A 23,139-nucleotide genomic window follows, 5' to 3' on the forward strand; every position below is an offset into this window, starting at 1 on the left:
TGGAAATATCGACTCTCCGAGAAACCCTATTGATAACAGCGCAACTCCACGATCTCTGCATGCGCAGAACCATTCGTTGCTTCAACGACAACACGAAGTCGGCTTGTTGTAATCGCTTCGTCAAGCACATGTACATGATGCCTTGTATGATTGCCCAGTCCCTCAGCAACCGTAGTCCATTCCTGCCCAACCCAAGCTTGCAGCTTGTAGTCTTTCACTAACTCAGGAATGACCTCGAATTCAGTACGATGATGATGCAAATTGATTAAATCTTCGTTCACGTCATCATTGAAAGTAACATGAACGCTTTTGATACGTTGAAGCTCAGACCAGCTAGCCTCCAGCCAAGCTGGTGCAGAAGCACCGACAGCACCGGAAGACCAAAGATGCGGACTGCCGTAAGGCCGCTTGTAACCGTCCGCCGCTTTATCAGCGCCATAAGCAGAAGTAGGGGAGAGCAGTCGGAAACAAATCGGTTTCCGTACGAAATCATACGCGCTCCAATCAATCACTGGCTGATGGTGGTGCATATCTCCATAGTCACGGTTATCTGTTGGTGCAGGATTGTACTTAAACGATAGGACGCCGGATTGCGGGCGATCCGATACATGTACGGATAGCGCTGGGTTGCTTTTGATCACGATGAAGGCATTTTGTGCCTGCTCAGGCTCCCATTTCAGCGCAGCCGTAACCCATTGATGCTTTCCTGCCGTGACGGGTACCACTACAGAGGTAACTAGCGTGTGGGGAACGTAGTTCTGAGGCTTCTCAGTGTGCCATAATTCGACGCTAAGCTCGGTATCCTCCCCAGCATCTAACAAGAGCTCTAAGCCGTCTAGGAACGGATCTACGGGCAGTAAGAGCGCGAGATTTGTCTTCAACGGGTAGACCCCCGCGGACGATTCCAGCCCAAGCTGCGTCAGCGTACTGGACGCCGTCATCTCTGCGTTCAGCACGAGGTCAGTCGCATCCGTATTCGCTACGCCGAGAATCGACGCATCCTGCCGCAGCAGCGTTTGCTGCAGCTCGCTCAAGTGCTCGCCGTGCAGCTCACGCGGCGAAATGTCTTTCGCCGCACAGAGCGCAGCGCCTGTGCCAGCGGCTTCGCCGATAACGGCGCACGTCGCCATCACGCGCGTCGTCCCAAAAGCCACGTGCGACGCGCTGATATTGCGCCCTGCCATAAGCATATTCGACACGTTGGACGAATAGAGGGAACGGAATGGAATATGGTACGAGCCGTCCATATGCATATGCTTGGAGCCACTGACTGTGGCATACATGCCTTGCGGCGGATGCAAGTCAATGGACCAACCGCCAAAGGCAACACGGTCCTCGAACAATTCTTGTGCGATGACATCGTTTTGATTCAGCACATAGTCTCCGACAAAGCGGCGATATTCCCTTTTGCCCGGAATCGAACCGATCCACTCCAGTGTTAAATTAGCGCTGTCGAATTTTCCTGAGTTTTTGATATAATCCCAAATCCCATAAATAACAGAGGACAGCTCATCGCGAATTCGCTCATTATCATGCACCGTGTCATGCTCGCCGCCCCACTCAATCCACCAGTAAGCGCAACCATTATCCCCGCTGCGAATCACACGTTTCATGGGAATCGAGGTTTGTATAATATCCTTGGCGAAGCTAGGCGCGATATACTTAACCGGACGTCCTACATCTTTTGTATAAAAGAGCAGGGTGCTTCCTAATGTAATATCATCTGGCACTAGTGGTGCCCATTCTTCGTTAAATTCGTCCTGTGCTTCGCGGCCAATTCTGAAATTAGCGCCGGCAAGGAAACCGACTAAACCATCCCCCGTACAATCAAGGAACACGCGGCTTTCGAAACGAATTCTACGCTCAGACCCCATCATCCACCCTGTGACAGCTTGAATCGTTCGGTTATCGTCATCTCCAGAAGCTTCTACCTCGTGAACATCGGTATTCAGAAATAGGGTAATATTCGGCTCGGCTTTCACTTTCTCCAGCACAATTAAATCCCAAATATAAGGATTACCATCGATATTCCGATATTGATTTTCCACAAATAACTCACCCATGATACCCGTTTCGCGGGCATTACGGTGAACACCGTGTGAAGTCGCTCCGCACACCCATACGCGAATCTCACTGCTTGCATTGCCTCCAAGGACGGGGCGGTTTTGAACGAGAGAGACAGTTTGACCAAGTCGTGCAGCAGCTACTGCTGCGCATACGCCTGCTAAGCCTCCACCTACGACGGTTATATCAGATGTAACGATTTCATTCCTCATCTATAAGCACCTCACTAGTAGTAGTATATCCCTGCTTTCATTGTAAAAGAGAGGATAGGCATTTAACATACAGTGAGTTACAATGGGCATATACTTTATTTCATTTCGGAGGGTAAGGAAATGACCATTCATGACCCAGCCTTGAAACTGTTTTCACATGTGTATTGGAAGCAGAAGAAAGAATTCATGTTTGAAAGAGATGAATATGATTCATGGACGTTGTTTGCGGTAGAAGAGGGGAGCTTTCTCTATGAAATCGGGGAGGAGCTTGGCGAAGCGAGATTCGGAGATCTAGTGCTATGTCCGCCGCATTATGTATTTCGAAGAAAAACATTAGAACCGCTTACGTTTCACTTTTTACAATTCATGAGTGATGCCAATTTGGAAAGAGAAAAAGGCTGGCAAGGGAAGCTTACGCTACACGACACACCGCGGCTCACTTCAAATTATCGTTATTTGCGACAGCTTCAAGGCTGGGATGAGGAGAGCACGCAGCATAAGCTATATCTTTTGAATGATCTGCTAAGAATGGTGCAGATGGACCGGAATATTAGAGATGAACAGCCGGCCACTATTATTGACGAGCAAATGGATAGCGCACGTAGCTCTCTCATCGAACTTGCCTATACGAATTTATCCATGCATGACCTCGCAGTAAGCCTAGGCTTAACGCCCGTTCAGTTTACCCGCAGGTTTCGCAAAGCTTTTGCTCAAACACCCTCTGAGTTTATTAATGATCTGCGTCTAACGCGTGCAAGGCATCTTTTAGAAGGAACGACGTTTACCTTGGATGTCATTGCATCGCATTGCGGTTATGAGAATGGTTTCTATTTGAGCCGCGTGTTTTCACAAAAAATCGGAATGGCGCCATCGGTTTACCGCAGCATGCATCACGTGTAACGTGGCACACAGTCGAGACACAGAAGCTGTACAACAAAAAGCCCCCAATTCTTCAACAGGAAGAACTAGGGGCTTCTAAACATCAATCACCCGTATACGGCAGTGTACCCTCTGCATATTCATTTTCTGGCTTACGAATCCAACGCTGCAAATAGCCTTGCGTATGTAGGGCTTTAATCAGAATGATGAGAACAGGCGATAGAATGACTCCGGCAACACCAAATAGCGATAACGAAATGATCATGAACGCTAAAGTTGTAAACGCCGATACGCCAAGTGATTCACCCGTGATTTTCGGCTCCATAATCTGTCTGACGAGAATAACAACAAGGAGTAAGGCGCTGAGCCAGATCGCAAGTGTTGTATTGCCAACGATAAACAGGTAGATGATCCACGGAATGAACAAAGTGGAAACCCCAAGAAGAGGTAAGACATCAAACACACCTGATAAAAGGGCAATGGAAAAAGCATTGTTCACGTTAAGTACAAGCAATGCGATAAAGATAACGATGAACGTTAAAGAGATCAGCTTGGCCTGTGCTTTTATGTAGGAAACAATCCCCTTCACAACATTCTCCCTGAGGAAGAAGAAGGCTGATTTGAAGGTATTCGGTGTTTGTTCACTGGCAAGCCGTTTCCAAGATTCAATCTCAATGCTCAAGAAATATGCGAGAATAATGCCGACGATGAAGTTGAACATGAAGGTAGAGAAGGAGGTCAAGGAAGAGACTAACCCGGATAAGAAGGCGACAAGGAACGTAGAAGCTTTCCCAGCAAACTGACCGGCATAATCCTTAGCTTTGGCAATCACATCAGGAGGGAGCGTCTGGAAGCGATCTGTTAAGTCACTTATTCTGTTAACGATTTGATCATTGAATATCGCCTGATAGTCATCGATCTTATCCACAAGACTCATAATCTGACTTGTGAAAATGACAGCTGCTCCGGCCAAAGCTCCTAGGATGATCAGGACGAACACCAAGGTCGAAATAGCCGAGGCCAGCGATTTACGCATCCCTTTGCGGTTCAGAAACCGAGCCAGAGGCTCGATCATCATGAAAATGATCAGAGCCAGGAAGATCGGTGTGGCGATTGCGTACAAATAACTGAATAACAGCATGAATAAGTAGACCGTTAAAACAATAAGCGCAATATCAAATACCGTTCGCCAATATTTCTTGTAAAAAGAAATCATCCATGTGCCTCCAAAACATTATTGTTCTGTCAAAATAACCGGGCCATTACTTGTAATCGCAATGGTATGCTCATATTGTGCAGATAGACTGCCGTCGTAAGTTCTAGCTGTCCACCCATCTTGATCCACTTTGGAATGGAATTTACCGACATTGAGCATCGGCTCGATAGTGAAAACCATGCCTTCTTTAATGCGCGGCCCTTTCCCAGCAGGACCATAATGAGGAACTTGCGGCTCTTCATGCATTTCGGAACCAATACCGTGGCCTATGAAATCTCGCACAACTGAGAAGCCGTGTGACTCGGCATAAACTTGAATAGCATGGGAAACATCCCCGATTCGATTTCCGATCACCGCTTGCTCAATACCTTTATATAGCGATTCTTTCGTTACTTGCAGGAGCTTTTCAGCGACTGGGGAAATGTTGCCTACCGCGTAAGACCAAGCAGAGTCAGCCAACCAGCCGTCAATACGAACGACCATATCAATCGTCACGATGTCGCCATCATTTAAAGGCTCTTTTTTCGGGAAGCCGTGACAAATCACATCATTGACCGACGCACATGTCGCGTAGGGGTAGCCGTGGTAGCCTTTTTGTTCAGGCGTTGCGCCATGTTTAGCAAGAAAGCCTTCAACGAATTGGTCGATTTCCCAAGACGTGATGCCGGGACGAATCAGTTTCGCAATTTCTTTATGGCAATCAGCAAGGATGCGACCTGCTTTTCCCATAGCGGCAATTTGTTCTTTTGTTTTAATTGTAATCATCAAGTACCACTCCTCTTCGTTGTTCCCTAATTATCCATTATGTCCACTTTGCAGACCAAAGCTTCATCTCTTTAATAATTTGATGCAAATCTTGCCCTTTTGGTGTCAAGGTGTACTCCACGGTTACAGGGACTGTTGGGAAGGCCATGCGTTCCAACACACCATGCTCCTCCAAATGGCGAAGAATATCCGTTAATGATTTGGGACTGATCCCTAGAATTTGACGTTGGAGTTCTCCGAAACGCTTCGTTCCGCAAAATAATTCACGCAGTACAAGAAATGCCCATTTACCGCCGATCACTTCAAGTGTACGTTCGATAGAGCATTCGATTTCCTTCGGTATTTTGGGAACATAATTGCTGAGTGGAGCGACTTTTTCATTTTCTAACGTGGACATCAGATCGCTTCCTTTCATCAAAGTCAACAAGGTACTTACTTTGAGGTAAGTAAGTTTCCATACTATAATAAGGGGGTATTACTCATACTACTATGTATATTAAAGTTCCTTATGACTTTTGGCAATAGTAGGGGGAATTCGGACAGGTTGATTTCGTGACGTAGATTCTTTACAATAGAGTTAAAATTTATTGTTTCAGGAGATGTGTACATATGAAAGTCAAAATTTCACGCAATGCAGCAAAGGTACTTCAATTGGAGCTTAATAAAGAAGAAAACCAAGGATTATTGGTTCGTGTACAAGTGACGCATAAGCATGGTGATCATGCTCACTATGGTTTGGGTCTTGACGATAAATCAGCGAATGATGTCGTGGTTAGCACGGATAAAGGCATTGATGTGTTATTGGATCAAACGGAGCCGCTTTTGGACGGTATTCGTATTGACTACTTCTACACACCTGAAGAAGGCTTTATGATCACGAACCCTAGCAAGGGGAACCACGGAGACCACTAATGCGCAATGATATTCGCATTTGTGATAAATGCAAACACATGAAGGTGAAATCGGCACTTACGAAGATCAGTGCCATTGCACCGGATACCGAAGTCAAAGTTGCGTGTAAATCGTATTGCGGTCCATGTTCCAGGTTTGCATTTATATTTATTAATGGCCGTTATATAACTGCCGCAACGGAAGACGAAGCGATTGAAAAAGCGAAGAAATATGTGAAATAAGCAAAAAGCATCCGTCCGATTGGACAGGATGCTTTTTTACGTTCCCAAGAACGTCAACTCGATTAAGCGTGAACCGATGATTTCTCAAGCAGCTTACGAATTTGACGATCGATCTTCGCTGGCTTCGTCGTTGGGGAGAAGCGTTTGATGACATTACCATGTTGGTCCACGAGGAATTTCGTGAAATTCCACTTAATGCCGGATCCGAACAGGCCATATGCCTTGCTCTTCAAATAACGATACAACGGATGGGCATCCGCGCCATTGACATCGATTTTGGAGAAAAGCGGGAAATCAACGCCAAAGTTAAGTTGGCACGCCTGTTCAACCTGTGTGTCATCCCCTGGCTCCTGATCCCTGAATTGATTGCAAGGAAAGCCGAGAACACTAAATCCTTGGTCTTTATATGTGTCGTGCAGCTCTTGAAGCCCTTTGAATTGAGGAGCTAATCCGCATTTCGTCGCGGTATTGACAATAAGCAAGACTTGGTTGTTGTAATCGGCAAGGGATTTCTCTTCACCGCGAATCGTCTTCACTTGAAATTGATGTACGCTCATAAGGTCACAACCCTCCGAATTATTATTTATCACAATTTAATTGTACACAACTTTTATTGAAAAGGGAAGCTATTTTTTCAAAATATCTGCAAGAGCCCCTTCAATCGTTGTGAACCGGAACGTAAACCCATGCTGCTGCAGGACACGAGGGATCACTTTCTGACCTTCCAGGAGGAGAACTGCAAGCTCACCGAAGATCAGCTTCAACATAAAGGCTGGAACAGGGAACAAGTTGGGTCTGCGCATCGTTTTAGCTAGTACACGACCGAATTCCTTATTCGTGACTGGATGGGGAGCCGTGGCATTCACAGGACCGACGATGGCTTCATTTTGCACACAGAAATCAATTAACCGCACCATATCCTCGATATGTATCCAAGAAAGCCATTGTCTGCCACTGCCTACCGTACCGCCAACGCCAAGCTTATAGGGAAGCGCCATCTTAGGGAAGGCGCCTTCTTTCCTATCAAGGACCAGGCCGACGCGCACTTTCACGATGCGGGGACCTCGGATGAGATCTGCCGCTTGCTCCCATTCTTCAACAACTTCTGCTAAAAAGTCGGTTGCCCGATGAGGGCTTTGCTCATCAAAGGTTGCCGTCTCCGAAGTCCCGTAAATCGACATGCCGGAAGCATTCACAACGACCTGCGGTTTCGGGTCCAAATGAGCTACTAGCTGTGCCACACGCTCTGCAGCCGAAAGGCGGGACTTGAGGATCCGTTTCTTCGCCGCGGCTGTCCAGCGTTGACTGATCGACTCCCCAGCTAAATTCACAATCGCATGCAGCCCACCAAGCTGGTTAGGATTGCTCTGTAGCTCATCCCATGTAACCGTTCGGACACCAGGGATGTTCTTTGTCGAAGAGCGTGAAATATTAATGAGTTCATGACCTTGCCCTAACCAGTATGTAATTAACCGCCTGCCTATAAAGCCGCTGCCGCCCGTGATCGCTATTTTCATAAGTAGCACCTCCATAACGCCATTATAAATACTCCTGCCATGAATTACCAACGAAGAGATATCCCACGGAAAAAGCTAAAGTTCCCATACGAAATTACGACACGTTCCGTTGATTTTCGTGTATAATTGGAATTCGGTGTCATTAATTAACCGTTGGGTAATTCGAAAGTCAGCGAGAGGAGTCATCGTCTATGAATCGTGCACGTCTTTTTTTACAATCCTACCATCCTATTGTACATACGCTCATTCTAGGTACGGTTATGGCTCGCGCGGCATCTTCCATGAGCTTGCCGTTCCTTGCCATTTACTTGGCTAAGCATTCTACCATGAGCCCCGGTTTGATCGGGATCGTGATCGGTATGGGCGCGTTAGCAGGCACAGTTGGCGGGTTTATCGGTGGCACTTTGTCGGACCGCTTTGGTCGCCGTGTGATCATGCTCGCGGCGCTCTTCGGATGGGGATTCGTCTTTCTTGGCTTCGGAATTGTGAAGTTACCACTCCTGTTTATGCTCCTCAATATGTTGAATGGGCTATGCCGCTCTTTCTATGAGCCTGTATCCCAAGCGCTGATGGCGGATTTGACGGAACCGGCCAAACGGTTGCAAGTGTTCTCCTTAAGGTACATGGCGATTAATGTAGGCGTTGCTGTGGGTCCTTTGTTAGGTGCCTTTTTTGCGACGATGAACGGTGCATTACCTTTCTTGCTCACAGGCATTATTTATCTCATCTATGCTGTGACGCTTTACGCACTGCTTATCAAGTTTGGCATCAAGCAAATCGAGGGTGAGAAAAAAGCACCAGTAACGTTCCGCTCAGCCTGGGGTGTCATTCGGAAAGATGTAACCTTCCGGTTGTACATTATTGGCGGCATTATCGGTGCCATCGGTTATTCCCAAGTGATGGTGACCTTGTCACAGTACCTGCAATTGAATTTTGTAAATGGAGTCAAAATGTTTGCCATCTTGATGTCCGCCAATGCGATCGTCGTCATTGCCTTACAGATCCCGCTGGGGAAATGGGCGGAGAAATATTCGCCGCTAACGGCGATTGTTGTTGGAAACTTGATGTTTGCCTTAGGGGATGTTGGCTTCGCCTTCTCACACTCACTAACGTGGCTCATCATTTCCATGGCGATCTTCACCCTCGGTGAAATTCTGAATTACCCGGCTGCGAACATGCTGATTGATAAGCTTGCTCCTGAACATATGCGAGGGACGTATTTCGGCGCTCAAACGCTGAACAACATCGGACATTTCGTTGGACCTTGGATTGGCGGCTATTTATTAGTGGCGTATAGCGGGAATTCCCTCTACCTTGGGATTGCTTTCCTATCTGTTATTGGATCTTTTTTCTATTGGCGAGGCACGAAACGTCAAAATACGGTAAAAATAGCGTCGAAAATGCAAACATTTTGATGAATTACGTAAAATTAGTTCCTCGGAACTATTCGATTTCAAATCGACTTCCATTATCCTTGAGAGTATACAAGGTATCTTTACCTTTACATCTAACACATATCTTGCACGTCATCTCGACAAAGGCAAAACTGGCGAAAGCCAGTGACGCAAAGCTACAGGGGCCTTACTTCTCCTGAAAGGGACAAGCAGCCAGCCAGCCGCCGAACGATTGGGAATTCACATCAGAACCCCCTCGAGTCGGTTCACTACGATGGGGTTTTTCTCTGTCATAAAAGCAAATTGAACAATGGTTGAAGGAGGTTATAGCGGCATGAAATCGGAAGATCAACTTCATGAAGAACAGAAAGCAATCTCACTATGCGGGAATCATGTTGCACGTTTGGTACCATCCATGGATGGACCTAAGCTCATGATTAATCGGGAAGAATACGCGCTGAACGAAGCTTGTTGGGACGTTGAAATGTTCCACGGAAGAAACAATAGTATTCTTATATTTTACTGGAAGGGCGAAGTTAAGCTCTCTGTAAAAATGCCTCCAATGGCTCAAATTGAAGGCTTTGTAACGAGACTTTTCCAATGCTTATCATCCAAATTAAGAGCGGTTCAGCCTATTTAGGCGGGAACGTTCTTTTTTCTTTTTTTTTCAAAATATAAGAATGTATTTGTATTGTCACCAATCGACAGTAGCTGATATAATAATGCCATTACAATGACTAGTCCTAAAGAACTATATCGAGGGAGATGCATGGCATGAGATTGATCACACGTTCCGATTTTGATGGTTTAGTATGCGCGATGCTCTTCAAACAATTAAACATGGTGGATGAAATGAAATTTGTCCATCCCAAAGATATGCAGGACGGACTGATTGAAGTATCGGAGAATGATATTTTGGCCAATGTACCTTATGTAGCAGGGTGCGGCTTATGGTTTGATCACCACTCGAGTGAGCTTACGCGTATGGGCGAATCCATCACTTTCAAAGGGGAAACCCGCATAGCACCAAGCGCGGCACGCGTGGTCTACGATTATTATGGGGGAAGAGAGACCTTCGGTGATATTGATGATATTATGCAGGGCGTAGATAAAGCGGACGCTGCGCAGTTTAGCAAAGAAGATATTTTGAATCCAAGCGGATGGGACCTGCTCTCTTTCATTATGGATGCGCGCACGGGGTTAGGACGGTACCGCGATTATCGAATCAGCAATTATCAACTTATGGAAGAGCTCGTCGAGCATTGCGCGACTAAGTCCGTGAGTGAAATTATGGAGCTGCCAGACGTGAAAGAACGTGTTGCGCGTTATTACGAGTTGGATGCTCTGTATCGGGATATGCTCCAAACCTACACACGTGTAGAAGGCAATGTAATTATTACGGATCTTCGCGATGTGGAGACGATATATCCAGGGAATCGTTTCATGGTCTATGCCCTGTATCCGGAGCAAAACATTTCAATTTGGATCGTAGATGGCCGAAACAAACAAAACTGCGTATTTGCTTGTGGACATAGTATTATTAATCGCACAGCCCAAACGAATATCGGTGATTTGATGCTTCAGAATGGCGGAGGCGGCCACCACGCAGCTGGAACATGCCAGGTTGACTATGCGAAAGCAGACGAGGTTCTGAATCACATAGTTGAAACGATGCAAGCAGCAGGTTAAAATAAGAAGAACATGCCGCAGGAAGGGGACTAGCCCGGAATGCGGTTTTACTTTTCTTAGGAGGCATAGGCACATGGAGCTTAAACAGATCCATCACGTTGCGATCATTTGCTCGGATTACGAGCGTTCTAAGCATTTCTATGTGGATGTACTCGGACTCCCTACAGTCAGGATAGATCCGATTACGGGGAATCGCGATACGTTTTTCGCGGATCCGGATGGGTTACCGTTAGAGCTGGTGGAGCATGTGGAATAATGACCGTCCTGAACGGACAGAAGAGGAGTCCAAGTTAGCGAGCGCAAAGGGGTGTCTCTGGGGTTTGTTACTTTCTCTTCCCCTGTGGGCGTTGTTGATTTATATATTGTGGATCAAATCGTAGAGTTAATAAAATTATTTTAGTTAGATACTGGGGGATGAAACCATGCAAATTCGTGAAATTGAAGAAAAGGATAATCAAACAATAGAGCGAATTATTAAGCGCTCATTGGAATCATTCCATCTAAACATACCAGGAACAGCCTATTTTGACCCTCAACTGAGCAGTCTGGCACAGTTTTACAAGGAACAATCCCATGCAAAGTATTGGGTTGCCGTGAATGAACAAAATGAAGTGGTAGGCGGAGTGGGAATTGCCCCATTTGGGCAGGAACCGGGAATTTGCGAGTTACAAAAACTCTACATAATACCCGAAGCGCAAGGTAGGGGTCTGTCGAAGGATCTTATGAAAGTAGCACTCGACTTCGCCAAGGAACACTATACACACTGTTACTTAGAAACATTGAAGACACTCCAAACTGCCAATCTCCTGTACATCAAATTAGGTTTTCAACAACTTGAAAGCCCACTAGAAGGTTCAGAGCATAATGCTACGGATGCTTGGTTTATCAAAGATTTAACGTTCTTGGCTTAGTGCATGTTTAGAAATAATCCATTAACTTATGAAAGTTAAATTAAAAACAGCGGTAGTTAAGACTGTTATTTCAGTCTTAGCTGCCGCTGTTTTATTTGAGGTTAATGTAAAGCTACCTACGTGGTGGCAAAGGTCCAAGATACTGGAACAGATTACACTCAATCCGTCCGTTAAACAGCTTGCGCTTCTTATCAGCGCGGCGATTCATGTAATGCTCGAGCTGTGTGCTCGGGCTTAAGATGAACAGACTCCACGACGGCATCGGTCGTGTTAAGGCGCCGAGCTCGCGCAGCGCAAGCTCGACATCAGGCGCTTCACCAAGACGCTCGCCGTACGGCGGGTTGGTGATCAAGCAGCCATAGTCGCCGCGCGGACGCGCTTTGGCGATGGGCTCAACCTTCAGCTGGAACTGATTCGTCAGTCCAGCTGACTTAGCGGCCGCCTCTGCCACGGCGATGGCAGAAGGGTCGATATCGCTGCCGACGATGTGCAGCGGCACGTTGTCCTTCACCGCGTCGAACGCTTCGTCGCGGGCCTTGTCCCACAGCTTGCGGGGAACGTTCCCCCAAGACTCACTAGGGAAGCTGCGCCGCAGGCCTGGCGCAATGTTCCAGCCGATCATCGCAGCCTCGATCGGGATGGTGCCCGACCCGCAGAACGGGTCGTAGAGCGGCCGCTCTACGCTCCAGCGGCTCAGCAAGATCATAGCAGCCGCCATGGTTTCCTTCAGCGGCGCTTCCGTCACAAGCTTGCGATAGCCGCGCTTGTGCAGGCTGGGGCCGGTCGTATCGATCGTCAGTGTTGCGATGTCGTTCAGCAGTGCAACTTCAATCACGTAGCGTGCCCCGTTCTCGGGGAACCACTCAGTGCCGTAGCGCTGCTTCATTTTCTCAACGACAGCTTTCTTGGCGATTCCTTGGCAAGCAGGAACGCTGGATAACTGTGACTTATGGGAACGTCCCTCGACAGGGAATTCGGCATCGTTCGGGATCCAGTCTGGCCAAGCAAGGGCTTTGGTGCCTTCGAACAACTCATCGAAGGTTGTTGCTTTGAATTGCCCCATCAGCACGAGGACGCGGTCCGCGGTCCGCAGCCAAAGATTGGTACGGCAGATGGCCAATTCGTCACCAAAGAAACGGACGCGTCCATTCTCAACGGTCATTTCCTCATAGCCGAGATCACGGATCTCGCGGGCAACGACAGCCTCAAGTCCCATCGGGCAAGTGGCGATTAGTTCAATTTTTTGTGGCATAGGTATTGTCCTTCCATCCGGGTTGTACAACGCTCAGAAAACTCATACAATTAACAAGTATAGGACAAATAGGGTACACTTACAAACGGGGATTCGTAAGCACGCTCGGATTAGGCAAATTTAGGAGGTCAAATACATGGAAACCTTGACAGCTGAAAGCTATATGGAAGGCTTATATGAAGAAGACGCGGTACTTACGCGGGTGAAAGAAGTGATTGTGGCCAAGAATATGCCGGAAATCTCGATCGCGCCAGGTTACGGGCGACTGCTAACGATGATGGTCACGATGATTGGTGCGAAGCGGGTGCTGGAAATTGGAGCACTAGGCGGGTACAGCGGAATATGCTTAGCGCGAGGGTTAAAAGAAGGAGGCAAGCTCCTTTCCCTAGAGCTCAAACAAGACTTCGCTGATGTAGCGAGGGATAACGTGATCGAAGCTGGCCTTGGTGACTTCGTCGAGTATCGGATTGGCGAAGCGCTCGATCATTTGAACGCGCTGCTGGAGCAAGGCGAGCGCTTTGATTTCTTCTTCATCGATGCGGATAAAGTGAATTATCCGAATTACTTGGAGCTCGCTATCAAGCTGGCGAATCCAGGGGCTATCATTGCCGGCGATAACACGCTGATGCGCGGTAAAGTTGTCGACGAGAAGCAAACGAAGGCGTCGGTTCAAGCGATGCGTACGTTTAATCAGCGAATCGCGAATGATCCGAGGCTGGAAAGCACGATACTGCCGGCTTATGATGGGTTGGCCTTAGCGCGTGTGAAATAACACGAGCCACAACACAAAAGAGCGATTAGCTGCTAGTCAGCTGATCGCTCTTTCTGCTATATTTCTCCAAATCCGTTTATTTAAGTTAGGACGCCTTTTGATCTTGCATATGCAAGTCAGACTCTATGATGTTGCCTTGTTGTTTCGAAGGTTGAAGCTTGGTGAGGGGGCTCTGGGGCTGCAACGTTGGAGCATGGTGTGTCGTTTGTTGTCGCTTGAAGTTCATGGCACCGAGACCGTTCCAATAGATGAACAAAAACTCTGCACAAACGATAATAAAAATGATTTTACGCCAATTTAGCTGCATGTGGGTATTCCTCACTTTCTATCTTACAGCCATATTAGCATAAAGTGGAATTAATTTCCATATGTTTTTATCCATAGGTAAAATCATGCCATACTCGTCTATTCGGTCAACCATCGGCCATCTCTCATTCCCCCAAATGCACCAATCCCGTTGAAATCTCCAATTCATACCGCCGACATTCAGGCATTTGTGCCTCATAAGCCATTCGTACGGCACGTGCGATATCATAGGGAACACGCACGAATTGCAGGGCAAATCCAGCATGCGCATCGGGATCTGCTTCGCCCTCAATGATGCAGTAACATGCCTGTGGAAGGCCATCATACGGGAGGCCGACGCTTCCCACATTGAAGAGTTGGAGACCGGATCGAGGACCCGTGTTCTCCCCCTTGTTCTTACCGCCCTTTTCCGAAGGGTTATTCAACGTTAGCAGATAAGGGATATGAATATCCCCATAACCTACCATATCTGGCGTTATTCCATCTACGGGAATGCCGGTCTTCTTGGTATGCTGAAACATCGCCAGCCGCTCTTTCTTCGAAGCCTTCCGCTTCAAGCGATGGAAGACGCTTTTAGCGGAAGCGTGGAACAATCGAATTCGCTTACCGCTCAATGTTATATCGATGGAGAAGGGGAGCTGCTTCAGATAGTCTAACCGTGCTTCCCCAAGCGCTTGCTGCTGCCATATACCGGCAGGTTGCTCCTGTGGATCGGTGATCCCCAGATCCCAGTTCCCTTGCACGACGGATTCACATGTAGTTCTCACGAGGTCAACCACTTCTGCAGCGCTAGGCCCCTTGCCAACGAGATCGCCTAAGCACAGGATCCGTGTAAGGCCTCTACGCTCGATATCTTGAAGAACAGCTTCGAGCGCAGGCAGATTACCATGAATATCAGATATAATCGCGATTCGTTCCAAAGCGCACATTCCTGCCTTTCTTTTTCCATACAATGCTTCTGTTATACCACACGGGACGCGTTCTGAAAATGTGAGTCTCTTCCTATTACCTAATGATGTCGTCTTCTGTTATAATTTGTAGGGGGAAAGGGGAAGGTTTTGATTGGAATCCAGACAAGAACGACATGGTAGATCGAAAAAAGATCCAAAGCCGAGCAAAAAACCTTCACTTAAATTCATAGGTGGTTTCTCGCTTGCTGCGGTTGCTTGTTTTGCTGTTGGGATTGGGGCTTCTTATTTGACCTCACATTCCAATCCGGTGGAAGAGGATGGGGCTGCCCCGTCACCGATTGCAGTAGTATCAGCCCAACCGACATCGTCCACAGGGAATGCGAATGCAGGCGTAAAGGCTAGTCCTTCAGCATCGAGTGCTGTTACACCAACGCCAGTACCTACGGGAAATGCTGCGATAGGGAAGCCAGATGGATCTGGCACGCAAGTGAAGTTAACTTTTGTGGGTGATGTGATTATGGCCTCCAAAGTGGAAGATATTTTAAAGCAAAAAGGCTATGATTATCCCTATTCGAATGTAAAAGATTTTTTAACTAAGCCGGATTTTACAATTGCCAATTTGGAAACGCCGATCACAACAAGAGGTACTGTTCAATCCAAAGAATATGTCTATCGTTCTTCACCCTTGGCACTGCCACCTCTCAAAGAGGCCGGTGTTGATATCGTGAATCTAGCGAATAATCATGTGATGGATTATGGGTCAGATGGTTTGTTGGATACGATGAGTGCGCTGGATGAAATAGGAATTAAGCGTGTTGGAGCAGGTAAGGATAAGACAGAAGCTTATCAACCCGTGATGGTGGAGAAAGACGGCATCAAGATCGCAGTTTTTGGCTTCAGCCGTGTCGTTCCAGAAGGATCTTGGAAAGCTGCCGCTGGACATCCCGGAGTTGCAGAGACCTACGACTATAAGCCGCCCGTTGAAGCGATTCAGAAAGCCAAAGCTACAGCAGATCTCGTTGTCGTCGTGGCTCACTGGGGTGTAGAACGCGATGATAATCCGGATAAATATCAGAAGGAGCTCGCACATCGCTATATTGACGCTGGTGCTGATCTCGTAGTGGGTGGACATCCGCATGTGATGCAAGGCTTTGAGCAATACAAGGGCAAATGGATTGCCTACAGCCTTGGCAATTTTATCTTTACAACGAATGACACCCCCAAAACCTGGGAAACGGTTATTATGGAAGCAGCTTGCACGAAGGATAAGTCCTGCGATATTCATCTAGTTCCGATTTTGACGAAATCAGCGTTACCAACGCTGATGAATGCGGAGGATGGCACGAAGCTATTTCAACGGTTAAGTCAGATTTCTATCGGTGCTACAATCGATGCGCAAGGAAATGTCAGCAAGAAATAACAAAGGGAGTTCAACTTACCATGACAACTATGATAAGAAATATTTATTGCGTTGGACGTAACTATCGCGCGCATGCCGCAGAACTTGGGAATGATGTGCCAGATCAACCAATGATTTTTACCAAGCCTACACATGCATTGGCAGCTATTGATGGGGGGGCCTTGGCACTTCCCAGTGATCAAGGTGAAATCCATTATGAAACTGAATTAGTCTTACATATTGCAAAGCCTTATACGGAAGGCGTTAAAGTCGATGAAATCGTGGATCAGTATGCACTTGGCATTGATTTCACACTTCGTGATGTACAGAACGTCATTAAGAAAAAGGGTCAGCCATGGCTACCTGCCAAAGGTTTCCTGAAGTCAGCGCCGATCACTGCGTTTCGACCATTCCCAGGAGCATCCCAATTGACAGAGTCGAACTTCCAGCTTCGTAAGAATGGGCAAGTTGTGCAGGATGGCAACATCGGTTTGATGATTTTCGATCTTCAGACCCTCATTGATTATATTGCGAAGCACTATGGACTGGGTCCTGGCGACATTATTTATACGGGAACACCTGAAGGTGTAGGCCCTGTGAAGGATGGCGACCACGTAGAACTTCTCTGGGGAGAAGAGTCTTTCGGCCACTTTACCGTTACGCTATAAAAATGAAGGGCAGTCTTCTAGGGTCATATTGACCAAGGAGGCTGCCCTTTCTATATGATAAATAAGAAGTGCTATGTACTACATCTCCGTTGGATCGGCTAAAGCCGCATCCGAATAGCGTTCACGTACCTGCAGAATCGCTGGCAGTTGTTTGAAAAAGGCATCTACAACAGCAGGATCGAAATGTTCTCCACGCTCTTCATGGAACAAATTGAGGATCCGATCAAGCTCCCAGGCTTGTTTGTAGACGCGTTCACTGCCAAGGGCATCGAAGACATCGGCAATGGCTGTTATACGTCCATAGATGTGGATATCTTCGCCTTTAATTCCGCGTGGATAACCACGGCCATTCCACTTTTCATGATGCTCATAGGCAACGACAGCCGCTGTTTTGAGAATATGGCGAGTGGAGTTGCGAAGCAAATTGTAGCCAATCAAGGTGTGATTCTGCATGAGCTTAAATTCTTCATCTGTCAGCTTGCCAGGTTTATTCAGAACGGCATCAGGAATGGCCACCTTGCCGATATCATGCATCGGCGAAGCCATTTTGAGAAGCTCTGCTTCGTCCTGACTCAGGCCCAGACCTAGCGCTAAGAGATAGGAATATTCAGCTACGCGCTTCACATGATTCCCTGTCTCTTTGGATCGGCTTTCACCAATTTCTCCCATCCGGAAAATAATTTCTTTCTGCGTTTCTTCAATTTCGTTCGTCAGGAGCGCAGATTCGAGTGATTTGCCAGCATAGGAGGAAGCAAGTGTTAAATACTCCATGTCCTTGTCGGAGAATTGCTCACTCGCCGTTAGCTTATTGATGGCTTGATAGGCCCCCATAATCTCACCTTGGCTATTCCGGAAGGGAATGACCATTAAAGCCTTCGTGCGGTAACCCGTTTGTTGATCCGTGCGCATAGCGCCATTTTGCAGATAGGATTTGTATTCTTCGTTCGTATAAGCATCATGGATGAAAACAGCTTGATCATTCGTAACTGCGTAGCCAACAAGGCCGGCAGATTTCGGAATCCGAATTTCATCCAAACCATGGGCCACTTTGGACCAGAGCTCATTTTTCTGTGTATCAAGCAGCCAGACGGTACATCGATCGGAGACGATCATCTCTCGGCCCATATCAGCCATCAGCATAAGTACATTATCCAGTATACGTTCATTAGCAATCTTGGAGGCATAGTCGAAAATGACACGTAGCATTTCCTCGGGCTCCAGGTCTCTTTTGAAACGGGATGGGGTAGTGAATTGATCTTGCTCCATGTCAGCCTCCTATCGCTTATCCCCTTCATAGTATCATAAATTTGTTTGCTTATGGTTAACATTCTGCAAGATTCCCCGAAAAATGTCGAATTTATTTTACAAAAAAAGACGTTTAAGAGACGCAGGAAGTGTATGCTACAATGTAAAATAAGGGAAATGCATACGAGAAAGTAAAGATGGGGGGAGTTCTGTTGATGGCGTGGGTTTATGGATTCGCAGGGAGCGTAATCATAGCTGGGGCAGCTTATTGGAAGAAATCCTTATCTAAATCGGGTGTGCTTGCTGCTGTGCTGCTAGGAACAACCATGTATGCGATTGGCAGCCTAGCGTGGTTTGGCACGCTGATTGCTTTTTTCATTTCATCCAGTGTACTCTCCAAGCTCAAACATGCACGTAAGGCTGCGGCTGAAAGCGGCTATGCCAAAGGTGGCAGGCGAGATGCGGGACAAGTCGCCGCCAATGGGGGCGTCGGTTTGTTGTTATGTATTGGAAATGCCATCTGGCCAGAAGCGCTATGGTGGTATGTATATATGGGCGTTATGGCAACGGTGAATGCAGATACATGGGCGACAGAAATCGGAGGGATGAGCAGGGCGATTCCTCGATCCATCACTAGTGGAAAACGGGTCACGGCAGGAACATCAGGTGGAATTACGGGGTTAGGATTATTGGCTTCTCTAGCAGGTGGAGCTTTTATTGGCTTCATCGGGGGCTTATTGCTGCAGGCAGGCGAAACGACAGAAGTGAACAATGCGATTGTTACCCTCGTCCTTCTTGGTGCAGTCTCTGGACTAGCCGGATCTCTTATCGATTCCTGGTTAGGTGCAACTTTGCAGGTCATGTATCGGTGCCAGGTGTGTGGCAAAACCATTGAAAAACAGCTTCATTGTGACCAGAAAGCCAAGCAAATCAGCGGACTTCGAGGGATGAGTAACGATATGGTGAACGCGGGTTCCTCCGTAATTGGAGGTGTAATTTGCCTAGTACTCAGCATGTTACCCCTCTAAAAAGTGTCTGACGGGTCATGCGGCTTTTACATGTTAGGCTCATTGTGGACAAGCTTCGCATCAGTTGATGTAGCAGAAGGCGGTTCTAAGGCATCGTGTAGCTGTTTCTCGAGTTGTTTCACTTTCCGTTGAAGCTTGTATTGACGTACGATTCCGAAGAGACCAACAATTAGACCGCCTAATAACGTGGATGTTAAAATGACGAGAATCAATGGCGTCGAGGTTGTTGCGAACATAAAGTTGACTTGTACGGGATCTACATTGACGACTGCAAACACCGCGGTAATTAGCGCGAATACTAAAGCACTTATCAGAATCCATTGCATCTTCATAGGCTGCATCCTCTCATTTAGAAAAAAGGTTGAAAGCCTCTGCTTTCAACCTTTTTCTTATCAAGATAGCCGCCACCAACTGTGGGGCGACTTCTATTCTTTCTTACTTCGTAAGCTCTTCCATCTGATCCAGCAAAGAGCTGAATACGCTCATCGCTTGCTTGATCGGCTCTGGTGTAGACATATCTACGCCTGCCTTCTTCAGAATGTTCAGCGAGTAATCGCTGCCGCCGCTTTTGAGGAAGCCCAGGTAACGATCAACAGCTGGTTGACCTTCATCTAGAATCTGCTTCGCGAAGCTAGTTGCCGCCGAGAAACCTGTCGCATATTTATACACATAGAAGCTGTTGTAGAAGTGAGGAATGCGTGCCCATTCCATCTCGATATCTTGATCCACGACCATGTCGTTGCCATGGTACAGCTTATTCAAACCATAGTAGATTTCACTAAACTCTTGCGGAGTGAGGGACTCGCCTTCTTCGGCTTTCTCATGTGTAATCATTTCGAATTCCGCAAACATCGTTTGGCGGAAAACGGTTGTACGGAACTGATCCGCGTAGTACGTAAGCAGGTACATTTTTTCCTTCGGATCTGTTACACGTTTCAGAAGGTAATCCATGAGCAGGGCTTCATTCAACGTAGAAGCGACTTCGGCTAAGAAGATCGTATACTGCGCATAGCGGTACTCTTGGTTCTCATCGGACAAATAGGAATGAATGGCGTGACCCATTTCATGCGTCAACGTAAACATGCTATTTAAGTTGTCTTTATGGTTGAGAAGCACGTAAGGATGAGTGCCGTAAGCGCCCCAGCTATAAGCACCATTGCGTTTGTTCTTGTTCTCATAAACATCGATCCAGTGATTATCGAAGCCGTCTTGAAGAATTTTCAAGTAATTTTCACCTAGCGGAGCCAAGCTTTTCTTGATTTCTTCTTTCGCTTGCTGGTACGTGATATCCATTTTGAATTCTTCAATTAGCGGTGCAAATAGGTCATACATATGTAACTCATCGACCTTGAGCAGCTTTTTACGGAGTTTGAGATACCGTTGCAGCTGTGGCAAGGATTCATGAATGGTAGAAATTAAGTTCGTATACACTTCTTTCTTGATATTGTCACCGAAGAGGGTGGATTCAAGAACAGAAGGGTAATGGCGTGCTTTTGCATAAAAAATGTTTTTGTTGATGTTCGCACTTAGTGTTGCGCCAATCGTATTCCGGTTATTGCGGTATGTTTCATACACGGCTTTAAACGCATTTTTCCGAACTTCCGGATCACGGCTCTCTAGGAATTGGATGTAGCTGCCGTGTGTAAGCTCGACTTCTTCACCTTTTTCGTTCTTCACCTTCGGGAATTTGAGATCCGCATTGTTCAGCATGCCAAAGATTGTGCTAGGCGCGCCAGCCATCGTTCCCGCTTGAGCAAGAAGTGCTTCTTGTTCTTTGCTTAATGTATGAGGCTTCTGACGAATCATTTCTTCAAGCGTATCTTTATAAAAAGATAAGGAAGGATCGCTCACAAGCTGCTGAAGCTTTTCTTCCGAAAGGCTTAGAATTTCAGGAGAAATGAAGGAAGCTGCTTCGCCAACTTCAACACTGAGTTTTTTTGCTTTTTCGGATAATGCTTGATAAACAGGTTCAGCTGTATCTTCATGATGCTTCATGTTGGCATAGACGTATAATCTTTCCATTTTCATGGAGAGCTCATCTTCCAACTGGAAGATTTGCTTCACGGAAGCCGCATCGTTTAGTTTTCCTTGGAAGGCACTGACTTTGCTAAGCGAGCTTTTCACAGCTTGAAATTCCTGATCCCATGCCTTCTGATCGGCGAATAAATCCTCCAACTGCCAACGGTGCTCGGCTGGTACTTGCTTGCGTTCCAATAATTGAGTCATTGGAGCCCTCCTATCCTTGTTTTGAGTTTGGGGTAAGCTGGTGGTATCCTTTGCGTGTAAATCAGCGATGGGGATCGTGCTTAGCAGAATTCCCATAGCCGCTGTTACATAAAGAAGGCGCATTGCGGTCACGCTCCCGGCGTATTCCCATGTGGGATGAACGTACCTGAAATCCCATATCATGGTTTTCACCTAGTATGACCGATTGCGTGTTCAATTATGACCACACCTCGAGAGAGATATTCTCATTATACAAAACATTCCACTCCGTCGTCCATTGAGGACGAGCGCTGGGATGGAAGTTAATTCAAGTACCTGCTCGGAAGAAGCTTAGCAAGATCAGTACGAACGAGATGGAAACCATAACAATCGCCAATAAGGCTAGATACCTTTTCAATTGTGGTGGAAGGCTGTCTTTTCTCATAATCAATATGATCGCCAGGCAAAAGGATACAATTACAAAGGTAAGAATAGAGCTAGTATCGGTCATCGAGAAATCATCCTTTTTCCTGTAGAGTATGTCCTAAGCGAACTACGTAGTTGCTTATACTAGGCATACTACTAGTTTTCGCTATACAAGGTCAAACTCCTTTTTCAACCGGCATGCTGCATCGTATCATCGGAGTCATCGTCTTCTTTAACGAGCATGAGCTTGCCGCGTGCGTCCATTTTGACCGTATAGCGGTCCTCCGGCGAGATTTGTGCTTCTTCACTAAGCTCCTTAGGGAGCGTTAACTGGCCGCTTTCACCGACACGAACTTGGTAGCCAATCATCTTGGACCATTTGCCTGCACCTAATACGAGTACAATCAATAAACCGATGAACAACCACTTACCAAGCGGATTGGACGAGAAGAAGGGTGCTAGGAACTTCTCACCCGTAATCATTTTCCCAGCGGTAAGTGCCAATACGCCTGCGCCGATATAAATGATGGAGGGGTACTTTTCAATCCATTTGATGAACAAGGTACTGCCCCAAACAACGATAGGCACACTGACCAGAAGACCAATGATAACAAGGAGAAAGTTTCCGTGTGAGGCACCAGCAACGGCGATAACATTATCTAATCCCATGACAGCATCAGCAATGATGATCGTGCGGATAGCTCCCCACATGCTGTCCTTCGCTTGCATATTCTCATGATTCTTCTTCTCGCTAAGAAGCTTATAGGATATCCAGATTAGCAAGATCCCGCCGATTAATAGAAGCCCAGGAATTTTCAGAAGCGTCACAACAACTAGCGTAGCTAGTGCTCGAATAGCGATGGCACCGATCGTTCCCCATAAAATAACCTTCTGCTGCGTTTCTTTCTTCAAATTACGTGCAGCCATGCCAATCACAATGGCATTATCACCAGCCAGCACCAAGTCAATGAGAATAATACTGAGCAGTGAGACGAAAAAGCCTGTAGACAACCAATCCATACGCGAACACTCTCCTTCAAGGTTTTTTGATGCAAAAAGAGCCTAACACCTGATGATCGGTGAAGGCTCTAATTCATCAAAAAAGACCTTCACCATGAAACATGGCAAAGGTCTTGCTAACAACGTT

The 23,139-nt window shown here is 46.8% G+C and carries 24 protein-coding genes, 1 pseudogene and 1 riboswitch; of the genes and pseudogenes, 12 read left to right on the forward strand and 13 right to left on the reverse strand.

The features are described 5' to 3' along the window. Nucleotides 1-26 precede the first annotated feature (26 nt). The gene (locus tag A8709_RS23510) at nucleotides 27-2,276 is read right to left on the reverse strand and encodes an FAD-dependent oxidoreductase (RefSeq protein WP_065855731.1); all 2,250 of its coding nucleotides are present in this window, start codon (nucleotides 2,274-2,276) and stop codon (nucleotides 27-29) included. 120 nt (nucleotides 2,277-2,396) lie between these two features. Between A8709_RS23510 and A8709_RS23515 the strand changes: the two genes are divergently transcribed. Further along, entirely contained in the window at nucleotides 2,397-3,176 is a 780-nt protein-coding gene (locus tag A8709_RS23515; protein ID WP_065855733.1) for a helix-turn-helix domain-containing protein, read from the forward strand. Between the two features lie 82 nt (nucleotides 3,177-3,258). Here A8709_RS23515 and ytvI read toward each other — a convergent pair whose 3' ends face one another. From ytvI to A8709_RS23530, 3 genes are read right to left on the reverse strand one after another with little or no spacing between them, the layout of a single operon-like run. Further along, nucleotides 3,259-4,371, reverse strand: a complete 1,113-nt coding sequence (gene ytvI / locus A8709_RS23520; protein WP_065855735.1) for a sporulation integral membrane protein YtvI — start codon at nucleotides 4,369-4,371, stop codon at nucleotides 3,259-3,261. An 18-nt stretch (nucleotides 4,372-4,389) separates the two neighbouring features. Beyond that, nucleotides 4,390-5,136 (reverse strand): type I methionyl aminopeptidase, encoded by a 747-nt coding sequence (map, locus tag A8709_RS23525; protein ID WP_065855737.1) that lies wholly within the window; start codon nucleotides 5,134-5,136, stop codon nucleotides 4,390-4,392. Between the two features lie 37 nt (nucleotides 5,137-5,173). Beyond that, the gene (locus A8709_RS23530) at nucleotides 5,174-5,533 is read right to left on the reverse strand and encodes a winged helix-turn-helix transcriptional regulator (RefSeq protein ID WP_065855739.1); all 360 of its coding nucleotides are present in this window, start codon (nucleotides 5,531-5,533) and stop codon (nucleotides 5,174-5,176) included. Nucleotides 5,534-5,745: 212 nt separating this feature from the next. Between A8709_RS23530 and A8709_RS23535 the strand changes: the two genes are divergently transcribed. Together A8709_RS23535 and A8709_RS23540 are read left to right on the forward strand one after the other, a co-directional pair. Further along, nucleotides 5,746-6,048, forward strand: a complete 303-nt coding sequence (locus A8709_RS23535) for a heme biosynthesis protein HemY (RefSeq protein ID WP_065855741.1) — start codon at nucleotides 5,746-5,748, stop codon at nucleotides 6,046-6,048. Next, nucleotides 6,048-6,269: a YuzB family protein gene (locus A8709_RS23540; RefSeq protein WP_065855743.1), complete on the forward strand. Its 222-nt coding sequence runs from the start codon at nucleotides 6,048-6,050 to the stop codon at nucleotides 6,267-6,269. Before A8709_RS23535 ends, A8709_RS23540 begins: the two co-directional genes overlap by 1 nt. 62 nt (nucleotides 6,270-6,331) lie before the next feature. On the opposite strand, the gene A8709_RS23545 is transcribed toward A8709_RS23540, so the two are convergent. Beyond that, nucleotides 6,332-6,826 (reverse strand): glutathione peroxidase, encoded by a 495-nt coding sequence (locus A8709_RS23545; RefSeq protein ID WP_065855745.1) that lies wholly within the window; start codon nucleotides 6,824-6,826, stop codon nucleotides 6,332-6,334. A gap of 69 nt (nucleotides 6,827-6,895) precedes the next feature. After that, nucleotides 6,896-7,786, reverse strand: coding sequence for a TIGR01777 family oxidoreductase (locus A8709_RS23550; protein WP_065855747.1), 891 nt, complete (start codon nucleotides 7,784-7,786; stop codon nucleotides 6,896-6,898). Nucleotides 7,787-7,977: 191 nt separating this feature from the next. On the opposite strand from A8709_RS23550, the gene A8709_RS23555 reads away from it, so the two are divergent. From A8709_RS23555 to A8709_RS23575, 5 genes are all read left to right on the forward strand, one after another. Further along, nucleotides 7,978-9,201 (forward strand): MDR family MFS transporter, encoded by a 1,224-nt coding sequence (locus A8709_RS23555; RefSeq protein WP_065855749.1) that lies wholly within the window; start codon nucleotides 7,978-7,980, stop codon nucleotides 9,199-9,201. A gap of 114 nt (nucleotides 9,202-9,315) precedes the next feature. Next, nucleotides 9,316-9,409: riboswitch (cyclic di-GMP riboswitch) on the forward strand. A gap of 105 nt (nucleotides 9,410-9,514) precedes the next feature. Further along, on the forward strand, nucleotides 9,515-9,820 hold the full coding sequence (locus A8709_RS23560; protein ID WP_065855751.1) for a hypothetical protein: 306 nt from the start codon (nucleotides 9,515-9,517) through the stop codon (nucleotides 9,818-9,820). A 134-nt stretch (nucleotides 9,821-9,954) separates the two neighbouring features. Continuing rightward, nucleotides 9,955-10,869 carry an exopolyphosphatase gene (locus tag A8709_RS23565; RefSeq protein ID WP_065855753.1) on the forward strand — a complete coding sequence of 305 codons (915 nt, stop codon included), beginning with the start codon at nucleotides 9,955-9,957 and terminating at the stop codon, nucleotides 10,867-10,869. A 73-nt stretch (nucleotides 10,870-10,942) separates the two neighbouring features. Then, nucleotides 10,943-11,125, forward strand: a complete 183-nt coding sequence (locus A8709_RS23570; RefSeq protein ID WP_065855755.1) for a VOC family protein — start codon at nucleotides 10,943-10,945, stop codon at nucleotides 11,123-11,125. A gap of 166 nt (nucleotides 11,126-11,291) precedes the next feature. Beyond that, a complete protein-coding gene (locus A8709_RS23575; RefSeq protein WP_065855757.1) occupies nucleotides 11,292-11,780 on the forward strand; it encodes a GNAT family N-acetyltransferase in 489 nt (162 codons plus the stop codon). 112 nt (nucleotides 11,781-11,892) lie between these two features. On the opposite strand, the gene A8709_RS23580 is transcribed toward A8709_RS23575, so the two are convergent. Continuing rightward, nucleotides 11,893-13,032 carry a THUMP domain-containing class I SAM-dependent RNA methyltransferase gene (locus tag A8709_RS23580; RefSeq protein ID WP_065855759.1) on the reverse strand — a complete coding sequence of 380 codons (1,140 nt, stop codon included), beginning with the start codon at nucleotides 13,030-13,032 and terminating at the stop codon, nucleotides 11,893-11,895. Nucleotides 13,033-13,168: 136 nt separating this feature from the next. On the opposite strand from A8709_RS23580, the gene A8709_RS23585 reads away from it, so the two are divergent. Next, nucleotides 13,169-13,804, forward strand: a complete 636-nt coding sequence (locus tag A8709_RS23585) for an O-methyltransferase (protein ID WP_065855761.1) — start codon at nucleotides 13,169-13,171, stop codon at nucleotides 13,802-13,804. An 85-nt stretch (nucleotides 13,805-13,889) separates the two neighbouring features. Here the strand turns inward: A8709_RS23585 and A8709_RS23590 are convergent, their stop codons facing one another. After that, nucleotides 13,890-14,111 carry a hypothetical protein gene (locus A8709_RS23590; RefSeq protein ID WP_065855763.1) on the reverse strand — a complete coding sequence of 74 codons (222 nt, stop codon included), beginning with the start codon at nucleotides 14,109-14,111 and terminating at the stop codon, nucleotides 13,890-13,892. A gap of 124 nt (nucleotides 14,112-14,235) precedes the next feature. Beyond that, the gene (locus A8709_RS23595; RefSeq protein WP_065855766.1) at nucleotides 14,236-15,030 is read right to left on the reverse strand and encodes a metallophosphoesterase family protein; all 795 of its coding nucleotides are present in this window, start codon (nucleotides 15,028-15,030) and stop codon (nucleotides 14,236-14,238) included. A 142-nt stretch (nucleotides 15,031-15,172) separates the two neighbouring features. Here A8709_RS23595 and A8709_RS23600 point away from each other — a divergent pair, with 142 nt between their 5' ends. Next, on the forward strand, nucleotides 15,173-16,441 hold the full coding sequence (locus tag A8709_RS23600; protein WP_065855768.1) for a CapA family protein: 1,269 nt from the start codon (nucleotides 15,173-15,175) through the stop codon (nucleotides 16,439-16,441). A 20-nt stretch (nucleotides 16,442-16,461) separates the two neighbouring features. After that, on the forward strand, nucleotides 16,462-17,088 hold the full coding sequence (locus tag A8709_RS23605; protein WP_065855769.1) for a fumarylacetoacetate hydrolase family protein: 627 nt from the start codon (nucleotides 16,462-16,464) through the stop codon (nucleotides 17,086-17,088). A 78-nt stretch (nucleotides 17,089-17,166) separates the two neighbouring features. Here the strand turns inward: A8709_RS23605 and A8709_RS23610 are convergent, their stop codons facing one another. Continuing rightward, the gene (locus A8709_RS23610; RefSeq protein ID WP_065855771.1) at nucleotides 17,167-18,354 is read right to left on the reverse strand and encodes an HD domain-containing phosphohydrolase; all 1,188 of its coding nucleotides are present in this window, start codon (nucleotides 18,352-18,354) and stop codon (nucleotides 17,167-17,169) included. 194 nt (nucleotides 18,355-18,548) lie between these two features. Here A8709_RS23610 and A8709_RS23615 point away from each other — a divergent pair, with 194 nt between their 5' ends. Continuing rightward, a complete protein-coding gene (locus A8709_RS23615; RefSeq protein WP_141692632.1) occupies nucleotides 18,549-19,361 on the forward strand; it encodes a DUF92 domain-containing protein in 813 nt (270 codons plus the stop codon). Nucleotides 19,362-19,387: 26 nt separating this feature from the next. Here A8709_RS23615 and A8709_RS23620 read toward each other — a convergent pair whose 3' ends face one another. From A8709_RS23620 to A8709_RS23635, 3 genes and pseudogenes are all read right to left on the reverse strand, one after another. Further along, complete coding sequence (locus A8709_RS23620; protein WP_065855775.1) at nucleotides 19,388-19,693, reverse strand: LapA family protein; 306 nt, start codon at nucleotides 19,691-19,693, stop codon at nucleotides 19,388-19,390. Nucleotides 19,694-19,796: 103 nt separating this feature from the next. Beyond that, entirely contained in the window at nucleotides 19,797-21,587 is a 1,791-nt protein-coding gene (gene pepF / locus A8709_RS23625; RefSeq protein ID WP_065855777.1) for an oligoendopeptidase F, read from the reverse strand. Nucleotides 21,588-22,370: 783 nt separating this feature from the next. Further along, nucleotides 22,371-23,012 (reverse strand): annotated as a pseudogene (locus tag A8709_RS23635) (TerC family protein); the annotation flags it as partial. Nucleotides 23,013-23,139: the final 127 nt, after the last annotated feature.

Origin of the sequence: Paenibacillus pectinilyticus, assembly GCF_001700435.1 — a bacterium.
GTDB classification, from domain to species: domain Bacteria; phylum Bacillota; class Bacilli; order Paenibacillales; family NBRC-103111; genus Paenibacillus_E; species Paenibacillus_E pectinilyticus.

Excerpts from the sequence above, each read along its gene's own strand:
- A8709_RS23570 (WP_065855755.1), top strand. The coding sequence starts at position 10,943 with ATGGAGCTTAAACAGATCCATCACGTTGCGATCATTTGCTCGGATTAC.
- A8709_RS23550 (WP_065855747.1), bottom strand. The coding sequence starts at position 7,786 with ATGAAAATAGCGATCACGGGCGGCAGCGGCTTTATAGGCAGGCGGTTA.
- A8709_RS23545 (WP_065855745.1), bottom strand. The coding sequence starts at position 6,826 with ATGAGCGTACATCAATTTCAAGTGAAGACGATTCGCGGTGAAGAGAAA.
- A8709_RS23540 (WP_065855743.1), top strand. The coding sequence starts at position 6,048 with ATGCGCAATGATATTCGCATTTGTGATAAATGCAAACACATGAAGGTG.
- A8709_RS23535 (WP_065855741.1), top strand. The coding sequence starts at position 5,746 with ATGAAAGTCAAAATTTCACGCAATGCAGCAAAGGTACTTCAATTGGAG.
- A8709_RS23610 (WP_065855771.1), bottom strand. The coding sequence starts at position 18,354 with ATGGAGCAAGATCAATTCACTACCCCATCCCGTTTCAAAAGAGACCTG.
- A8709_RS23575 (WP_065855757.1), top strand. The coding sequence starts at position 11,292 with ATGCAAATTCGTGAAATTGAAGAAAAGGATAATCAAACAATAGAGCGA.
- A8709_RS23560 (WP_065855751.1), top strand. The coding sequence starts at position 9,515 with ATGAAATCGGAAGATCAACTTCATGAAGAACAGAAAGCAATCTCACTA.
- A8709_RS23585 (WP_065855761.1), top strand. The coding sequence starts at position 13,169 with ATGGAAACCTTGACAGCTGAAAGCTATATGGAAGGCTTATATGAAGAA.
- A8709_RS23580 (WP_065855759.1), bottom strand. The coding sequence starts at position 13,032 with ATGCCACAAAAAATTGAACTAATCGCCACTTGCCCGATGGGACTTGAG.
- A8709_RS23555 (WP_065855749.1), top strand. The coding sequence starts at position 7,978 with ATGAATCGTGCACGTCTTTTTTTACAATCCTACCATCCTATTGTACAT.
- A8709_RS23565 (WP_065855753.1), top strand. The coding sequence starts at position 9,955 with ATGAGATTGATCACACGTTCCGATTTTGATGGTTTAGTATGCGCGATG.
- ytvI (WP_065855735.1), bottom strand. The coding sequence starts at position 4,371 with ATGATTTCTTTTTACAAGAAATATTGGCGAACGGTATTTGATATTGCG.
- A8709_RS23615 (WP_141692632.1), top strand. The coding sequence starts at position 18,549 with ATGGCGTGGGTTTATGGATTCGCAGGGAGCGTAATCATAGCTGGGGCA.
- map (WP_065855737.1), bottom strand. The coding sequence starts at position 5,136 with ATGATTACAATTAAAACAAAAGAACAAATTGCCGCTATGGGAAAAGCA.
- A8709_RS23590 (WP_065855763.1), bottom strand. The coding sequence starts at position 14,111 with ATGCAGCTAAATTGGCGTAAAATCATTTTTATTATCGTTTGTGCAGAG.
- A8709_RS23605 (WP_065855769.1), top strand. The coding sequence starts at position 16,462 with ATGACAACTATGATAAGAAATATTTATTGCGTTGGACGTAACTATCGC.
- A8709_RS23530 (WP_065855739.1), bottom strand. The coding sequence starts at position 5,533 with ATGTCCACGTTAGAAAATGAAAAAGTCGCTCCACTCAGCAATTATGTT.
- pepF (WP_065855777.1), bottom strand. The coding sequence starts at position 21,587 with ATGACTCAATTATTGGAACGCAAGCAAGTACCAGCCGAGCACCGTTGG.
- A8709_RS23620 (WP_065855775.1), bottom strand. The coding sequence starts at position 19,693 with ATGAAGATGCAATGGATTCTGATAAGTGCTTTAGTATTCGCGCTAATT.
- A8709_RS23515 (WP_065855733.1), top strand. The coding sequence starts at position 2,397 with ATGACCATTCATGACCCAGCCTTGAAACTGTTTTCACATGTGTATTGG.
- A8709_RS23510 (WP_065855731.1), bottom strand. The coding sequence starts at position 2,276 with ATGAGGAATGAAATCGTTACATCTGATATAACCGTCGTAGGTGGAGGC.